Source organism: Streptomyces sp. T39 (genome assembly GCF_008042045.1).
In the GTDB taxonomy this organism is placed as follows: Bacteria; Actinomycetota; Actinomycetes; order Streptomycetales; family Streptomycetaceae; genus Streptomyces.
The window spans coordinates 1-14,464 of the sequence record NZ_RDBP01000037.1 but is presented as its reverse complement, the minus strand read 5'-3'; the positions used below and the strand labels follow the sequence as shown (position 1 = coordinate 14,464).

Genomic DNA, 14,464 nt, shown 5'->3' with positions numbered 1-14,464 from the left:
CTCACTCCTCGGGGCGCGCGGGCGCGTCGTGCCAGCGCGGGTCGTTCTCCCACTCGAGGTTGCGTTCACGGGCCGTCTCCATCGCCTGCTGCGCCTCCTGCCGCGACGTGTACGGTCCGAAACGGTCCTTCGCCGGGCACTCCGGCCCCTCCTCGACCTTCTTGTGCTCCAGGCAGTAGTACCACTCGCCCGGTTTGCCCACCGTGCGCTTCTTGAACAGGGCCATCGGCCGCTCCTTCCTCTCGGAAGCCGTCGTCCGTCCCCCACCGGGCTCGGGCCGGGCAACGGCTTCTCAGGCCATGCTGCCCCACGATGCCTGGTTAGACTCGCTGCATGTCTGGCCAGTCGCTGCTCGTACCGGGGGAGCTCTCCCCCCACCGCTCCGTTCCCGCCTCCATCCGCCGCCCCGAGTACGTCGGGAAGCCGGCGCCGGCGCCGTACACCGGACCCGAGGTCCAGGACGCCGACACCGTCGAGCGGATGCGCGTCGCCGGGCGCATCGCCGCCCAGGCCATGGAGGAGGCCGCCAAGCACATCGCCCCCGGGGTGACCACGGACGAACTGGACCGGGTCGCGCACGAGTTCATGTGCGACCACGGCGCCTACCCGTCGACGCTCGGCTACCGCGGCTTCCCCAAGTCGCTGTGCTCCTCGGTCAACGAGGTGATCTGCCACGGCATCCCGGACTCCACGGTCCTGCGCGACGGCGACATCGTGAACCTCGACGTCACCGCGTACATCGGCGGGGTGCACGGCGACAACAACGCCACCTATCTGTGCGGCGACGTGGACGAGGAGTCGCGCCTGCTGGTGGAGCGCACGCGGGAGTCGCTGAACCGCGCGATCAAGGCGGTGAAGCCGGGCCGGCAGGTGAACGTCATCGGCCGGGTCATCGAGTCCTACGCCAAGCGCTTCGGCTACGGAGTGGTGCGCGACTTCACCGGGCACGGCATCAACTCGTCGTTCCACTCCGGCCTGATCATCCCGCACTACGACGCGGCGCACGCGACCACGGTCATGCAGCCGGGCATGACGTTCACCATCGAGCCGATGCTGACGCTGGGGACGCACGAGTACGACATGTGGGAGGACGGCTGGACCGTCGTCACCAAGGACCGCAAGCGCACGGCCCAGTTCGAGCACACCCTGGTCGTGACGGACACGGGCGCGGACATCCTCACCCTGCCGTAGCGCGAGAGCCGCGGCGCCGGGAGCGGAATCACCTGGGCCCTTTTTACCGACAGGCCGTCGGGAACCAGTTGACTTAGGTAAGCCTAAGTTGGGATGATCCCAGCAGTTCCCGTCCCGTTCCGGCTCCGGAGGTCCGCCTTGGACACGCCTTTCTCCACACAGATCCGTGTCGCCTCGCACGAGCAGCACACCGAGGCGGAGACCTCGCCCTTCATGGCGCACCTCCTCGGGGGCAGGCTCGGCGTGGAGGCGTACGCGCGCTACACCGAGCAGCTGTGGTTCGTGTACCGCGCGCTGGAGGACTCGGCGGCGGCGCTGGGCGACGACCCGGTCGCCGGCCCGTTCGTGCGGCCGGAGCTGATGCGGACGGCGGCCCTGGAGCGCGATCTCGCGCATCTGCGCGGCCCGGACTGGCGCGCGGGTCTCACCGCGCTCCCGGCGACCGCCGCTTACGCGGCCCGTGTCACGGAGTGCGCCGAGGGCTGGACCAGCGGGTACGTCGCCCACCACTACACGCGCTACCTCGGCGACCTCTCGGGCGGCCAGATCATCCGCGACCGCGCCGAGAAGACCTGGGGCTTCGACCGCAAGGGCGACGGCGTGCGGTTCTACGTCTTCGAGGAGATCGCCAACCCGGCCGCCTTCAAGCGCCTCTACCGCGAGCTGCTGGACGCCGTGGAGGCGGACGAGCTGGAGCGCCGGCGGATCGTCGACGAGTGCAAGCGCGCCTTCGACTACAACGGGGCCGTTTTCCGCGAGCTGGACGCGGAGTTCCCCCTCAGCGCGTGAACCCGCGCCCCGCGGCGGACGGGGCGGGGTGCGGCCGGACTGCGGCCGCGCCCCGCCCCGTCCATGCGCCGCGGCCCCGCCGCGCCAGGTCGCGGGAGGCGGGCTCTCAGGGAGCCGGGACCGGTGACGGGGGCAGGGTGACCGCGTGGGGCAGCCGGGAGCGGGTGAGGCGTTCGACGGGGGCGATGCGGGAGCCCGCACGGCCGCCGGCCCGCCCGGGGCCCGGCGCCGGGGCGCCGGTGCCGGCCGCGGAGACGAGCCGGACCCGGCCCCCGATCTCCACGATGCCGTCGGGGCCGGGCGCGGTGAGGATCTGCGACCCGCGGCCCTGCGTGATGTTGAGGGCCCGGCCGAGCAGGTCGGTGAGGAGCAGGGCCGCGGCGCCCGTCGCCTCGTCCTCGACGACACCGCCCTCCCGGCGGGGGAAGGCCCGCGCCCGCACCCGGCCCGCCGCCTCGTCCTCCCAGGCCCACGCGTAGAGCCAGCCCTCGCCGGGCGGCGGCGCCGGCAGGGCCTCGACCTCGGCCGGTGAGGCGTACCGCTCCAGCGTGCGCGGCGGGGCCCATTCGGCGCGGGCGGTGATCCAGGTGAACTCCCCGTCGTTGCGGGCCCACACCTCGCCGGCGGGCGGGTTGACCGCCTCCAGGTCCAGCAGCCAGGCGGCCCCGACGAGCGGGTGGCCGGCGAACGGCAGCCGTGCGCCCGGTGTGTAGATGTCGACGACACCGCGCTCGGGGTCGTCGACGAAGACGGTCTCGCTGAAGCCGAGTTCGTCGGCGAGCGCCTGACGGGACGCCTGGCCCGGGTACCGGCGCGGGTCGCGTACGACACCGAGTGCGTTGCCGAAACCGCCGTCCGGGGCGCAGAAGACCTGGAGCACGTCGAGTTCGTTCACCCCGGCATTGAAGCACCCGCCCCCTGCATCCGTCCGCCGTCGTCCCCCTTCTCCTCTCTCCCCGGCGGGGTGCCGGGACGCGCACAGCCGCCGCTCCGGGCCGTGGGCGGCCCGGAGCGGCGGCGCGTCGCGCGGGGGAAGCGGCAGGTCAGGCGGTGGGGTCCGCGCTCCGGCGGCGCACGGCCACGACGACGGCCGCGCCCGCGGCGGCGATCACGCCCGCGCCGGCCAGCAGGGCGCCGGCGGGTGCGCCGGCACCGGTGCTCGCGAGGGCGCCGGTGCCGCCGCCGACGGTGCCGCCGCCGGTGGTGGCACCGCCCGCGGTGGAACCTCCGCCGGTGGAGCCGCCCGTGCCGTTGCCGCCGGCCGAGCCACCCGGCAGTTCGGCGTCCTCGTCGAGGGAGACGGAGACGGTGACGGGGTCGAGCGCGGCGCCGGCCTCGTAGAAGCCGGCGAAGGCCTCGGCACCTTCGGCGGTGAGGACGGCGGGAAGCGCGTCCAGGGTCAGCACGCCCTTGGCGGCGGCGAGTTCGCCGTCCGGGAGGTCGAGCGAGGCGATCTCCAGGTCGGTCCAGGTCGTCACCTGGTGGGTCTCGCGGTTCCTGGACTTCACGTCGGCCACCAGGGTGCCGCGGCCCTTGACGACCTCGGCCTCCAGTCCGCTGAGGGTCAGGTCGAGCGTGTAGGCGCCGCTCGCCTCCTGGTGGCCGAGGAAGCGCACCGCGCCGGCGAACTCGGCGGACAGGGTCTGCGCGTCCGCGTCGAACGTGCCCTCGCCCGCGGGGAACCGGTAGCCCGCGCCGGACGCGGCGGCACCGGCGGCGAGTTCGACCTTGCCCTTGGCTATCGGCCCGGTGACGTATCCGCGGAAGGACTCCTTGACGCCCCAGTCGAGGTTGCCGTCGGTGATGGTGCCCCGGGGCGCCTCGGCCGGCTGAGTGACGGAGGGGTCCGGCGACGGGTCGGTGGGCGGCGTCGTGGACGGAACGGGCGACGGAGTGGTGGGCGGCGTCGTCGACGGGTCCGGGGACGGGCCGGGGGGCGGAGTGGGCGACGGGGTGGGCGACGGCGCCGCGGCCTTGACCGAGAGGGTGGCCGGGTCGAGCGCCGTGCCCGCGGGGTAGAACCCGGCGAACGCGGCCGAGCCGTCGGCGGTGAGCGTGGCGGGGATGTTCGCGAAGACCATCGCGCCGCCGTCACCCTGGCCGGGACGGATGCCGGTCAGGTCGAGGTCGGCGATCACCACGTCGTCCTTCTGGGACGGGGTTCCGTTGTTGTTGCCCTTGACGTCGGCGGTGATGGTGCCGGCGGTGCGGCCGGTGCCCACCTTGATGTCGCTCAGCGTGAAGTCGAGCACGCCGTGGTGGCCCTCGAAGCGGACCGCGCCCGCGAAGCCGGTGTTCGAGGCATGGGTGGCGGTGTCGTACGTGCCCTTGCCGCCGGCGAAGGTGAACAGGCCGTTGCCCTCGGCCTGCCGGGCGCCTTCCGACACGGTGATCCTGCCCTGGGCGATCGGCCCGGCGAGGTACTTGCGGAACGACTCCTTGACGCCCCACACCAGGCTGCCGTCGACGATCTCCAGCTGGGGGGCGGCCGCCGGGGCGGCGTCCGCGGCGAGGGCGGGCACGGCGAAGGCGGTGGCCCCGAGGGCGGCGGTGGCGACCGCTGCGGCGAGGACGGTTCTGGGGCGGCGTGTGACGGCCATGATCGGGGGTCTCCTCAGGGAGACCTCGGCGGGCGGACCGTCGGCGGCGACCCGGCCGTCGTGGAGCACCGCGATCCGGTCGGCCCACCCCGCCGCGACCACGACCCCGCCCGAGGGAAGGCCCGCATGCTGACACTCCCCTTCTCCCGCCGCCGGGCCCGCGAACTGCCGGAGCCCGGCGAGAGCGCCGAGGCCGCGGCCGAGGCGGACGGCGTACGGCTGTCGCTCGGCGGCCGGCCGGTGCTGCGCGGCGCGTCGCTCGCCGTGCGCGCGGGCGAGGTGCTCGCGCTCGTCGGCCCCAACGGTGCGGGCAAGTCCACCCTGTTGTCGGCGCTGGCCGGCGACGAGCCGGCCGCCGACGGCACGGTGCGGATCGCCGGCCGGGACGCCCGCGACTGGTCCCCCGCCGAACTCGCCCTGCGGCGGGCCGTACTGCCGCAGTCGGCGAACCTCTCCTTCCCCTTCGGGGTGGCCGACGTCGTCCGGATGGGCCGCGCGCCGTGGCACGGCACGCCGGCGGAGGCCGAGGACGACGACGCCGTCGGGGCGGCCATGGCGGCCACCGAGGTGGCGGAGTTCGCCGGGCGGACGTTCTCCGCGCTCTCCGGCGGCGAGCGGGCGCGCGTGGCGCTGGCCCGGGTGCTGGCCCAGCGGGTGCGGCTGCTGCTGCTCGACGAGCCGACCGCCGCGCTCGACCTGCGTCACCAGGAACTGGTGCTGCGCATCTGCCGGGAACGGGCCGATGCCGGGGACGCCGTGGTCGTCGTGCTGCACGACCTCTCCCTCGCGGCGGCCTGCGCCGACCGGATCGCGGTGCTCCACGACGGCCGGGTCGCCGCCGACGGTCCGCCCGCCGAGGTCCTGCACCCGGGGCTGCTGGAGCGCGTCTACCGGCAGCCCGTCGAGGTCCTGCCGCACCCGCGGACCGGGGTCCCGCTGGTCCTGCCGCTGCGCTCCCCCTGAGCGCGGCGGCGGACCGCCGCCGCACCCCCGCACACCCGTACGGAGCCGCCGTGCCCGTCAGGTCACGGTGTGGACGCTGTGGCCGGTCCCGGCACCCGGCCCGCCCCGGGCACCGGTAGGGTTCCAACGGTCAGTGCGGGGCGAGGAGCAGAAGGCAACCGATGAGAAGGCTGGGTCGGGCGGCGGCGGGGCTCGCGGCGACAGTGGTGCTGTCCCTGACGGCGAGCGCGTGCGTGACCGTGCACGGGGAGCGGGAGGTCGTCCCGACGGCGACCGAGGCGGAGGCCGCCGAGGCGCTGAAGGCGTTCACGGCCGCGTACAACGAGGCCGACAAGGCGTACGATCCGGCCCTCGACGCCGACCATGTCACCGGCGCCCTCGGGGCCGTCAACCAGGCCGGGCTGAAGGCACGGCAGACCAACTACCCCGACGGCAACCCGCAGCACGTGCCGCTGGAGCTGACGGACGCCGAGTTCGTCATCCCCAGGAAGGCGGGCTGGCCGCGCTGGTTCCTCGCCGACACCGACTCCAACCGCGACCGGGACAACAGCGGCCAGCTGGACAACCGCTGGCTGCTGGTGTTCGTCCGCGCGAGCGTCGAGGACACGTGGAAGGCCGCCTACCTGACGATCGTCGCCCCGGACCGGATCCCCGAGTTCAAGCGGGACGGGGACGGCTACGCGCAGGCCGTCGCCCCGGACGACGCGGCGCTCGCCGTCGCGCCCCGCGACCTGAGCAAGGACTACGCCGCCTACCTCCAGAACGGGAGCCCGGAGCACTTCAAGGCGGGCCCGCACACCACGGGTTGGCGGCAGACCCGGGCGAAGAACACCTCGCTGCCCGGCCTGTCCACCCAGTACATCGACCACGCGCTGGACTCGGGCTCCTTCGCTCCGCTGGGACTCGTCCAGCAGGACGGCGGAGCGCTGGTCTTCTTCGCGGTGAAGAACTTCGAACGCCAGACCGCCGCGCCGGGCGTGCAGCTGAAGGTCGTCCCCGACGTGAAGGCGCTGCTCACCGGTGAGGTGAAGACCACCCTCACCAAGGAGCGGGTCTCCAGCCAGCTGGTGTCGATCCCGACGGGCGGCGGCGGGCAGTCCGACATACTCGGCAGGATGGCCGGGCTCACCTCGGCCAAGGGCTCCTAGCTCTTCAGCCCCGGGTCCTCGCCCCCGGCCGGGCTCAGCGGCCCAGCGGCCAGGCGGCCCGGTGGTGGTCGGTGTCCTGCCGCTCGTCGGCGTAGCGGGCGCACGCGTCGGTCAGCGTCTCCAGCAGGGTCAGCGGGTCCGGCAGCGGGTGCTCGACGCCCCGTACCCACTCGACGTGCCGGTCGCCGTCACCCGGCAGCCGGGCCGGCGGGACGAGGACGTAGCTGCCCCGGCAGTGCCAGCGCAGGCCGGGGTGCTCGTCCATGGTCTCGGGGTGGCAGTCCAGCTCGCAGGGCCACCACTCGTCCTCGTCCTCCGGGGTGCCGCGGGTCGCGGTGAAGAACAGCATCCGCGCCTGGTCGCCGGTGGCGTCGTACTCGGCGACGGGGCCGACGTCCACGCCGCGCTCCAGCAGCCGGTCCAGAGCACTGCGACCGGCCTCCAGCGGAACGTCCAGGACGTCGTGGATCATGCCGGTCGCGGTGATGAAATTGGCCTCGGGCTGGTTGCGGGCCCAGCGCTCGATCTGGCCGCGGTCGGTGGTCGACTGCGTCTGCCAGGCGAACGACAGCGGATGCGTGGCGGGCGTCGGACAGCCGATGCGCTCGCAGGAACAGCGGAATCCGACCGGGTGCGCGGCGGGGGCCAGCGGCAGTCCGACGGCAGCCGCGGCCAGCAGCAGATCCTCGCGCCGCGAGTCCTCCGCCTGCGTGTCCGCGGTCCCGGTCCGGCGGCGCAGCCACTGGGCCAGCCTGCTCTCCCCGGAGGTCCTGCCGTCCGTGCCGCGGAAGCGGCCGATACCGTCGCCCATCTATCCCCTCACACCTCGTGCTCGCCCGTGCCGGACTCTGCCATCGTCCCACCATCCTGCGCTGCCGGTGGACACAGTCCCCAACCGGGGCCCCGGGCCTTCTGTTCCCGGCGCGCGGGGGCGCACGGCGGCAGCGGCTCGGCGCAGGGGGCGCGCCGGGCCGCGAGGGGCCCGGCGCGGGGCTCGCGGGGACGCCGCGGGAGGGCGGTCCCGGCAAGGGTGCGGGCAGCGGTGGGAGGGTCTCCGGCCCCGGTGGTCGGCCCCGGTGGTCAGCCGCGGGGGGCGAGGCCGTCGACCGCGTAGTCGACGATCGTGTCCGCGTAGGCGTGGGTGAGCGGCAGGGTGCGCAGCAGCCAGCGGTGGGTGAGCGGTCCGACGAAGAGCTCCAGGGCGATGCGCGGGTCCAGGCCGGCCCGGACCTGCCCGGCGGCCTCGGCGGCGCGCAGCCGGTCGGCGTAGAGCCGGAGCTGCGGTTCGAGGAGCTTCTCGACGAACTGCGCCCCGAGCTCGGCGTCGATCACGCCCTCGGCGGCGAGCGCACGGGCGGGGGCGTCGTACACGGGGCTGTTCATCTCGTCGACGGTGGCGCGCAGCACCAGGCGCAGGTCGGACCGGAGGTCGCCGGTGTCCGGGATGGCGTACTCGGACGTGTCCCCCGGTCCGCCCCCGGCGGCCTCGGCCGCCTGCGCGGCGAGGTCGAGGAAGGCCTCCATCAGGACGGCCGCCTTCGAGGGCCACCAGCGGTAGATGGTCTGCTTGCCGACGCCCGCGCGGGACGCGATGCCCTCGATGGTCGTGCGGCTGTAGCCGGTCTCGCCGACGAGGGCGAGCGCGGCGTCGTAGATCGCACGGCGGGAGCGTTCGCTGCGCCGCGAGGAGTCGGGTGCCTTGGCCTCGGTCATGGCGGCCAATCTAGCAATCGGGGAGACGAGACGTCTCGGGCCGTCCCCGGCGCGAGACGTCCGGGGCCGTCCCCGGCACCCACGCGCCGGGGACGTGTGCGCGTCCGCGGCAACCCCCGGACGCCACGTCCCCCGGATCAGTCGGCGTCCTCGGCGGGCGGCGGCCAGGCGTCGCCCCACGCGGTGTCGCGCGCGGCGCGGTAGAGGCCGCCGTGGCGCTTGGTCACCGTCTCGCGGCGCAGCCCGCCGGTCTCCGCGCACAGGTCGAGGAGCACCATGCCCTTGCGGATCTGGGGCCTGCGGGTGACCCGGGCGGCCGCGGGCCCGACGGGGAAGCGGACGGCGGCGACGTAGCTGAACTTCTCGTCCTCGTAGGCCAGCGACCCCTGCTTGATCTGCCGGTGCAGGGAGGAGCGGGACACCCGGGCGGAGAAGTGGCACCAGTCGGAGCCGGGCTCGATGGGGCAGGCACCGCTGTGGGGGCAGGGGGCGGCGACGGTGAGCCCGGCGGCGACGAGTGCGTCGCGGGCCGCGATGATCCGCTCGTACCCGTCGGGGGTGCCGGGCTCGACGACCACGACGGCCTGCGCGGCCCGGGCGGCCTCGGCGACCAGGGCGGAGCGGTCGGCGGGGGTGAGCTCCTTGAGCACGTACGACACCGTCACGAGATCGGTGCTCTCGATCCGGAGCGCCGAACCGATCCGTGCGCGCCGCCAGTCGACCGCGCCCAGCGACGGGACCTTGGAGGCGAGGGCCAGCTCGCGGCCGAGCGCCAGGGCGGGCTCGGCCCAGTCCAGCACGGTCGTCGCGGGCGGTGCGCCGAAGGCGTCGGCCACCGCCCAGCTCGCCGCGCCCGTGCCCCCGCCGACGTCGGTGTGGGTGGCGGGCGACCAGCCGGGAGCGGCGGCGCACAGGGCGGCCAGCGCGGAGCGGACGGCCTCGAAGGTCGCGGGCATCCGGTAGGCGGCGTAGGCGACGACGTCGGACCGGTCACGGAGCACCGGCGCGTCGGTCGGGGTGGTGCCCCGGTAGCTCGCGATCAGCCGTTCGACGGCCTGCGCGGCCCGGGTGGGCGGCAGCCCGTCCAGCAGCCCGGCGAGCGTGCCGCGGAGGGTCTCGGCGATGGGGGCGGAGGCGTTCACCGGAGAAGTGTAGTGCGCGGCGACAGGGCTCCCGCACCGCCCGGACACGTGGTCCGCGCCCTGCCCGGAGGCATGGCCCGCACCCCGCCCGGGCGGCTAGGGTGTAATACATGGAGACCATCGAAGACCCTTACGATCTCGTGGCGGGTGTGCCCTCCGTCGAGGTGTTCCGGCGGTTGCGCACCGACGCCGGGCTCTCGGACAAGGCCCCCGAGGCCGTCGCCCCCGCCCTGCGCAACACCTGGTACGGCGTGGTCCTGCGGCACCACGGCGAGCCCGTCGGCATGGGCCGGGTCATCGGGGACGGCGGCACCGCCTTCCAGATCGTCGACATCTGCGTGCACCCGGCGCACCAGGGACGCGGTCTCGGCCACCGCGTCATGGCCGCGCTCACCGCGGAACTCGAGCGCCGCGCACCGGCCACCGCCTATGTCTCGCTGATCGCGGACGGTCCCGCGCGCTTCCTCTACGAGAAGTTCGGCTTCGCCGACACCGCCGCGCACGACTCGATCGGCATGTACCGCGTCATGGGCGGGCCTCCCGCGGCCGGCGCCGCCCCCGAGGCGGCCGGCTGACGGCGCCTGCGCCCCGGGGCACCCGGGGCCGCCCCCGCCGCTCCCGGCGTTCAACCGCCCCCGCCGCCGGGCCTGTTGCTACGCTGACGGCCCTCGCCGCACACACACAGTGAGGCAGCACGGCTCTGGGGGGACCATGAGACAGCGCGTGGTGCGCCTCGCCCTGGTGGGCGGGGTGGTCGTGCTCGCGATGCTGCTCCTGCTGTCCATGTGCGGCGGAGGGGGCACGGCCGACGACGGCGACGGCGAGCGCCGGGGCACCGCCGCCCCGCCACCCACGGCCTCCGCCTCCGGCACCCCGGCCCCCGTCAGCGCCCCGGCCGCCTACGACACCTCCCGAGGCTGGGAGGCACAGGGCGTCGTCGGGGACTACGCCGTCGCCGACGGGCTCGGCACCGTCGCGTACCTGGAGGCCGCCGGGGCGGACCGCTACCGGCTGCGCACCCTGGACGCGGCGACCGGCAGGCGCGGCTGGGCGGGCCCCGCCTCGCGGCACGCCGGCGCCCCCTCGGGGCGGCCCCGGCTGCTGGACGTCACCCGGGACGGCGTGGAGTACTTCGCCGTCTGGTCGTTCGGCAGGTCCGGCGGCCCGGGCGGGGCAGCCGGCACGGCCGTCGTCGTCGACCTGTACGCGGCGACCGACGGAGCCCGTCAGCGGGTCGAGGTCCCCTGGCCCGCCCCGCCGACCGTGTCCGCCACCGGGCCCGGCGTGCTGATCACCGACGGCGGCACCCGCAGCGCGGTGGTGGACCCGCTGACCGGCGCGGTGTCCACCGTCGCCCCGAAGGACCTGCGCCCGCCCCGCGGGTGCGCGGGCTGCCGGCGGCTCACCGAGGTCCGCGGAGTCACCGACAAGGGGCTGCTGGTGAGCGGGTCCCCCGGCTTCTGGGTGCGCGACGGCTGGTCGAGCGCCTCCGTCGCCCCGCGCGGCGCGGACGCCGCCTCCGGGGTCCCGGTGTCCGTGACCGACGGCTACGTGCTGGCCCGCTGGCAGCCCGCGCGCAAGGACAGGCAGGCCGCCACCCACGACATCTGGGCGGTGCACGACGCGGCGTCGGGCAAGGCGCTGGTGGCGGTCCGCTGCCACAAGCCGGAGATCGAGCCGGGGGCCTTCCCCGAGGCGGTGCGCTCGCCCGCGGGCGGCCATCTCGTCGCGGGCAGCCTGGCGTTCGACCTGAGCCTCGGCAAGGGCCGCTGCTACGAGCGGGAGGACGGCACCCCGGCGCTCACGCTCACCACCGTGACCGACGAGGGCATGGCGTACGGCTCGTCGGGGACGGTGCCCGGGACGGGCCGGCCGCTCGCGGTGGATCTGGCGCTGGCCGAGCCCGAGCCGCTGCCCGCCCATGTGCGGGTGCCGGACGCGGAGATCTCGGACACCGGGCTGTTCCTCTGGACGGACCCGCAGGACCGGCGGCACCTGCTGGGCCACCCCCGCCGCACCTGACCCGCACCGGCCCGCCGCACCACGGGCCCCCCGGTCCGCACAACGGGCTCACCGGCCCGCCGCACCACGGGCCCCCCGGTCCGCACAACGGGCTCACCGGCCCGCCGCGCCACGGGGCAGCGGCCCCGGCGGGCGGCGGGATCCGCCTCAGATGATCCGCTGCTTGTGCTGCCAGGGCCGGCACAGCCCCACGAAGCAGGCCAGCGCGGCCAGGGCGCACACGAGCTGCACCACCGCCATCGGGACGGCCGTCCGCTCCCCGGCGATGCCCACCAGGGGCGAGGCGACGGCGCCGATGAGGAAGGAGGACGTGCCGAGCAGCGCGGACGCCGACCCGGCCGCGTGCGGGGTCCGCAGCAGCGCCATCGCGTTGGTGTTCGGCATGGCCAGGCCCATCGCCGACATCAGCACGAACAGCCCGGCGGCCACGGGGAACAGACCGACGTCGCCGAAGACCCCGGCCGTCATCAGCAGCAGCGCGGTCGCCGCGAGGGCGATCACCGTCAGGCCGACGCCGAGCGCCTTGTCGAGACTGACCCGGCCGACCAGCACCTTGCCGTTGATCTGGCCGACCACGATCAGCCCGATGGAGTTGACGCCGAAGAGCAGGCTGAACGTCTGGGGCGAGGCGCCGTAGATCTCCTGCACCACGAACGGCGAGGCCGAGATGTACGCGAAGAGCGCGGCGAAGGCGAGCCCGCCCGCCAGCATGTAGCCGGTGAACACCCGGTCGGCGAGCAGCGTCCGCATGGTGTGCAGCGCCTCGCGGACACCGCCCGAGTGGCGCCTGTCGGCCGGCAGGGTCTCGCCGAGCCACTTCACGACGACCAGGGTGAGCAGGATGCCGACGGCCGTCAGCACGACGAAGATGCCGCGCCAGTCGGTGATCCGCAGCACCTGCCCGCCGATCAGCGGGGCGACGACCGGCGCGGCCCCGGATATCAGCATCAGCGTCGAGAAGAAGCGCGCCATCTCCACGCCGTCGTACAGGTCGCGGACCATGGCGCGGGCGATCACGATGCCGGCGGCGCCGGCCAGGCCCTGGAGCAGACGGAAGGCGATGAGCAGTTCGACGCTCGGGGCGAAGGCGCACAGCGCGGTGGCGACGACGTAGACGGCCATGCCCGCGAGGAGCGGCCTGCGCCGCCCCCACCGGTCGCTCATCGGTCCGACGACGAGCTGGCCGAGCGCCATGCCCGCGAGGCACGCGGTGAGCGTGAGCTGCACGGTGGCGGCGGGTGCGCTCAGCGAGTCGGTCACCGCGGGCAGGGCCGGGAGGTACATGTCCATGGAGAGCGGCGGCATGGCGGTGAGACCGCCGAGGACCAGGGTGACCAGCAGTCCGGCCCGGCGCGCGGCCCGCACGGGGCCGGTGGCGGGCGGTGCCTGCGGGAGGGCCGGGGGGTCGACCGGGGAGACGGCCCGAGGGGCGGGTCCTTGCTTGCGCTGGCCGCTTTCCGGCATCGACAGCTCCTGTTCCTGGTTTCAACAACTATGATCTCAGCTCGTCCGCTTGATCGAATCCATCTGGCGTCGTCGCCGCCGTGACGCCGTCACGTGCCGCCGCGACGCCTTCGCCTCTGGGGGCTCTCGCGATGAACGACACCGTGCGACCGAAGACCGCGGCACCCCGGTCCGCGTCCCTGCCGGCGGACCGCCCGGTGCGCTGGGGGGTGCTGGCGACCGGCGGGATGGCGGCCCGGTTCACCGAGGACCTGCTCGCGATGCCGGACGCGGAGGTGGTCGCGGTCGCGGGGCGCAGCGAGGCGTCCGCGAAGACCTTCGCGGACCGTCACGGCATAGGCCGCGCCTACGGCGACTGGGCCGCCCTCGCCGCCGACGAGGACGTCGACGTGGTCTACGTGGCGACCCCGCACTCGGCCCACCGGGCCGCGGCCGGCCTCTGCCTGGAGGCCGGGAAGCCGGTGCTGTGCGAGAAGCCGTTCACCCTGAACGCGGCCGAGGCGGCCGAGCTCGTCGCCCTGGCCCGCTCCGGTGGCACCTTCCTGATGGAGGCCATGTGGATGTACTGCCACCCGGCCGTCCGGAAGATCGCCTCCCTGGTGCGCGACGGCGCGGTCGGCGAGGTCCGCACCGTGCAGGCGGACTTCGGCCTGGCCGGCCCGTTCGACCCGGACCACCGGCTGCGCGACCCCGCGCTCGGCGGCGGCGCGCTGCTCGACCTCGGCGTCTACCCGGTCTCCTTCGCGCAGCTGCTGCTCGGTGAACCCGACCGCGTCCAGGCGGACGCGCTGCTGTCCGAGGAGGGCGTCGACCTCAACACCGGGATGCTGCTGGGCTGGGACGGCGGCGCCACCGCGCTGCTCAGCTGCTCGATCACCGCGGGCACCCCGGTGACCGCTTCGGTGACGGGCACCGAGGGGCGGATCGACGTCCCGGACGGCTTCTTCTTCCCGGAGCGCTTCGTGCTCCACCGCTCGGGCGCGGAGCCGGAGGAGTTCCGTTTCGACGGACGGCGCGACTCCCTGGAGCACGAGGCGGCGGAGGTGATCCGTGCGCTGCGGGCGGGCGAGACCGAGTCGCCGCTGGTGCCGCTGGACGGCACGCTGGCGGTGATGCGGACGCTCGACGCGGTGCGCGAGCGGATCGGCGTCCGCTTCCCGGGCGAGACCGCCGGCGCCTGACCCGTCCCGGTGCGGGGGCGGGCGGGACCCCCGAGAACGACGTGCCGCCGGAGGAGTTCCTGCTGCGCCGGGCGGCGGCCTACCGCGCCTACTGGGAGAACCAGCCGCTGCGGACGCCGCAGCGGCCCACCGGCCCCGACATGCGGCTCCACCGCCGCCTCCACTTCGGCCGCCTCGCGCAGTTCGACGTGCTCGACACCCGGCAGTACCGCTCGGACCAGGCGTACGGCGACAAGGCCCACGTCCCCGGG

Annotated in this window: 14 protein-coding genes and 1 pseudogene; 8 read left to right on the top strand and 7 right to left on the bottom strand. The window is 75.0% G+C overall.

All coding sequences use genetic code 11. The features are described 5' to 3' along the window. Position 1: 1 nt before the first annotated feature. Positions 2-226 (bottom strand): hypothetical protein, encoded by a 225-nt coding sequence (locus tag EAO77_RS22565; RefSeq protein WP_147990128.1) that lies wholly within the window; start codon positions 224-226, stop codon positions 2-4. Between the two features lie 107 nt (positions 227-333). Here EAO77_RS22565 and map point away from each other — a divergent pair, with 107 nt between their 5' ends. Together map and EAO77_RS22555 are read left to right on the top strand one after the other, a co-directional pair. Next, positions 334-1,191 carry a type I methionyl aminopeptidase gene (gene map / locus EAO77_RS22560; RefSeq protein ID WP_147990127.1) on the top strand — a complete coding sequence of 286 codons (858 nt, stop codon included), beginning with the start codon at positions 334-336 and terminating at the stop codon, positions 1,189-1,191. A 93-nt stretch (positions 1,192-1,284) separates the two neighbouring features. After that, on the top strand, positions 1,285-1,980 hold the full coding sequence (locus EAO77_RS22555) for a heme oxygenase (biliverdin-producing) (protein ID WP_147990126.1): 696 nt from the start codon (positions 1,285-1,287) through the stop codon (positions 1,978-1,980). Between the two features lie 106 nt (positions 1,981-2,086). On the opposite strand, the gene EAO77_RS22550 is transcribed toward EAO77_RS22555, so the two are convergent. Both EAO77_RS22550 and EAO77_RS22545 read right to left on the bottom strand, forming a co-directional pair. After that, complete coding sequence (locus EAO77_RS22550) at positions 2,087-2,875, bottom strand: PhzF family phenazine biosynthesis protein (protein WP_147990125.1); 789 nt, start codon at positions 2,873-2,875, stop codon at positions 2,087-2,089. A 148-nt stretch (positions 2,876-3,023) separates the two neighbouring features. Further along, positions 3,024-4,580: an HtaA domain-containing protein gene (locus EAO77_RS22545; protein WP_147990124.1), complete on the bottom strand. Its 1,557-nt coding sequence runs from the start codon at positions 4,578-4,580 to the stop codon at positions 3,024-3,026. A gap of 126 nt (positions 4,581-4,706) precedes the next feature. On the opposite strand from EAO77_RS22545, the gene EAO77_RS22540 reads away from it, so the two are divergent. Together EAO77_RS22540 and EAO77_RS22535 are read left to right on the top strand one after the other, a co-directional pair. Beyond that, positions 4,707-5,543, top strand: coding sequence for a heme ABC transporter ATP-binding protein (locus tag EAO77_RS22540; RefSeq protein WP_147990123.1), 837 nt, complete (start codon positions 4,707-4,709; stop codon positions 5,541-5,543). Positions 5,544-5,704: 161 nt separating this feature from the next. Continuing rightward, positions 5,705-6,691 (top strand): hypothetical protein, encoded by a 987-nt coding sequence (locus EAO77_RS22535; protein WP_147990122.1) that lies wholly within the window; start codon positions 5,705-5,707, stop codon positions 6,689-6,691. A 34-nt stretch (positions 6,692-6,725) separates the two neighbouring features. Here the strand turns inward: EAO77_RS22535 and EAO77_RS22530 are convergent, their stop codons facing one another. The 3 genes from EAO77_RS22530 to EAO77_RS22520 form a co-directional block, all read right to left on the bottom strand. Next, positions 6,726-7,502 carry a bifunctional DNA primase/polymerase gene (locus tag EAO77_RS22530; RefSeq protein ID WP_147990121.1) on the bottom strand — a complete coding sequence of 259 codons (777 nt, stop codon included), beginning with the start codon at positions 7,500-7,502 and terminating at the stop codon, positions 6,726-6,728. A gap of 269 nt (positions 7,503-7,771) precedes the next feature. Next, entirely contained in the window at positions 7,772-8,404 is a 633-nt protein-coding gene (locus EAO77_RS22525) for a TetR/AcrR family transcriptional regulator (RefSeq protein WP_147990120.1), read from the bottom strand. A 137-nt stretch (positions 8,405-8,541) separates the two neighbouring features. Next, on the bottom strand, positions 8,542-9,546 hold the full coding sequence (locus EAO77_RS22520) for a small ribosomal subunit Rsm22 family protein (RefSeq protein ID WP_147990119.1): 1,005 nt from the start codon (positions 9,544-9,546) through the stop codon (positions 8,542-8,544). Positions 9,547-9,656: 110 nt separating this feature from the next. Between EAO77_RS22520 and EAO77_RS22515 the strand changes: the two genes are divergently transcribed. Together EAO77_RS22515 and EAO77_RS22510 are read left to right on the top strand one after the other, a co-directional pair. Beyond that, a complete protein-coding gene (locus EAO77_RS22515) occupies positions 9,657-10,121 on the top strand; it encodes a GNAT family N-acetyltransferase (protein WP_147990118.1) in 465 nt (154 codons plus the stop codon). 136 nt (positions 10,122-10,257) lie between these two features. Next, complete coding sequence (locus tag EAO77_RS22510; protein WP_147990117.1) at positions 10,258-11,568, top strand: hypothetical protein; 1,311 nt, start codon at positions 10,258-10,260, stop codon at positions 11,566-11,568. 147 nt (positions 11,569-11,715) lie between these two features. Here the strand turns inward: EAO77_RS22510 and EAO77_RS22505 are convergent, their stop codons facing one another. Beyond that, a complete protein-coding gene (locus EAO77_RS22505) occupies positions 11,716-13,032 on the bottom strand; it encodes a multidrug effflux MFS transporter (protein ID WP_147990116.1) in 1,317 nt (438 codons plus the stop codon). A gap of 131 nt (positions 13,033-13,163) precedes the next feature. On the opposite strand from EAO77_RS22505, the gene EAO77_RS22500 reads away from it, so the two are divergent. Then, on the top strand, positions 13,164-14,213 hold the full coding sequence (locus EAO77_RS22500) for a Gfo/Idh/MocA family protein (protein ID WP_147990115.1): 1,050 nt from the start codon (positions 13,164-13,166) through the stop codon (positions 14,211-14,213). Positions 14,214-14,230: 17 nt separating this feature from the next. Further along, positions 14,231-14,464: pseudogene (locus tag EAO77_RS22495) on the top strand (alkaline phosphatase D family protein); the annotation flags it as partial.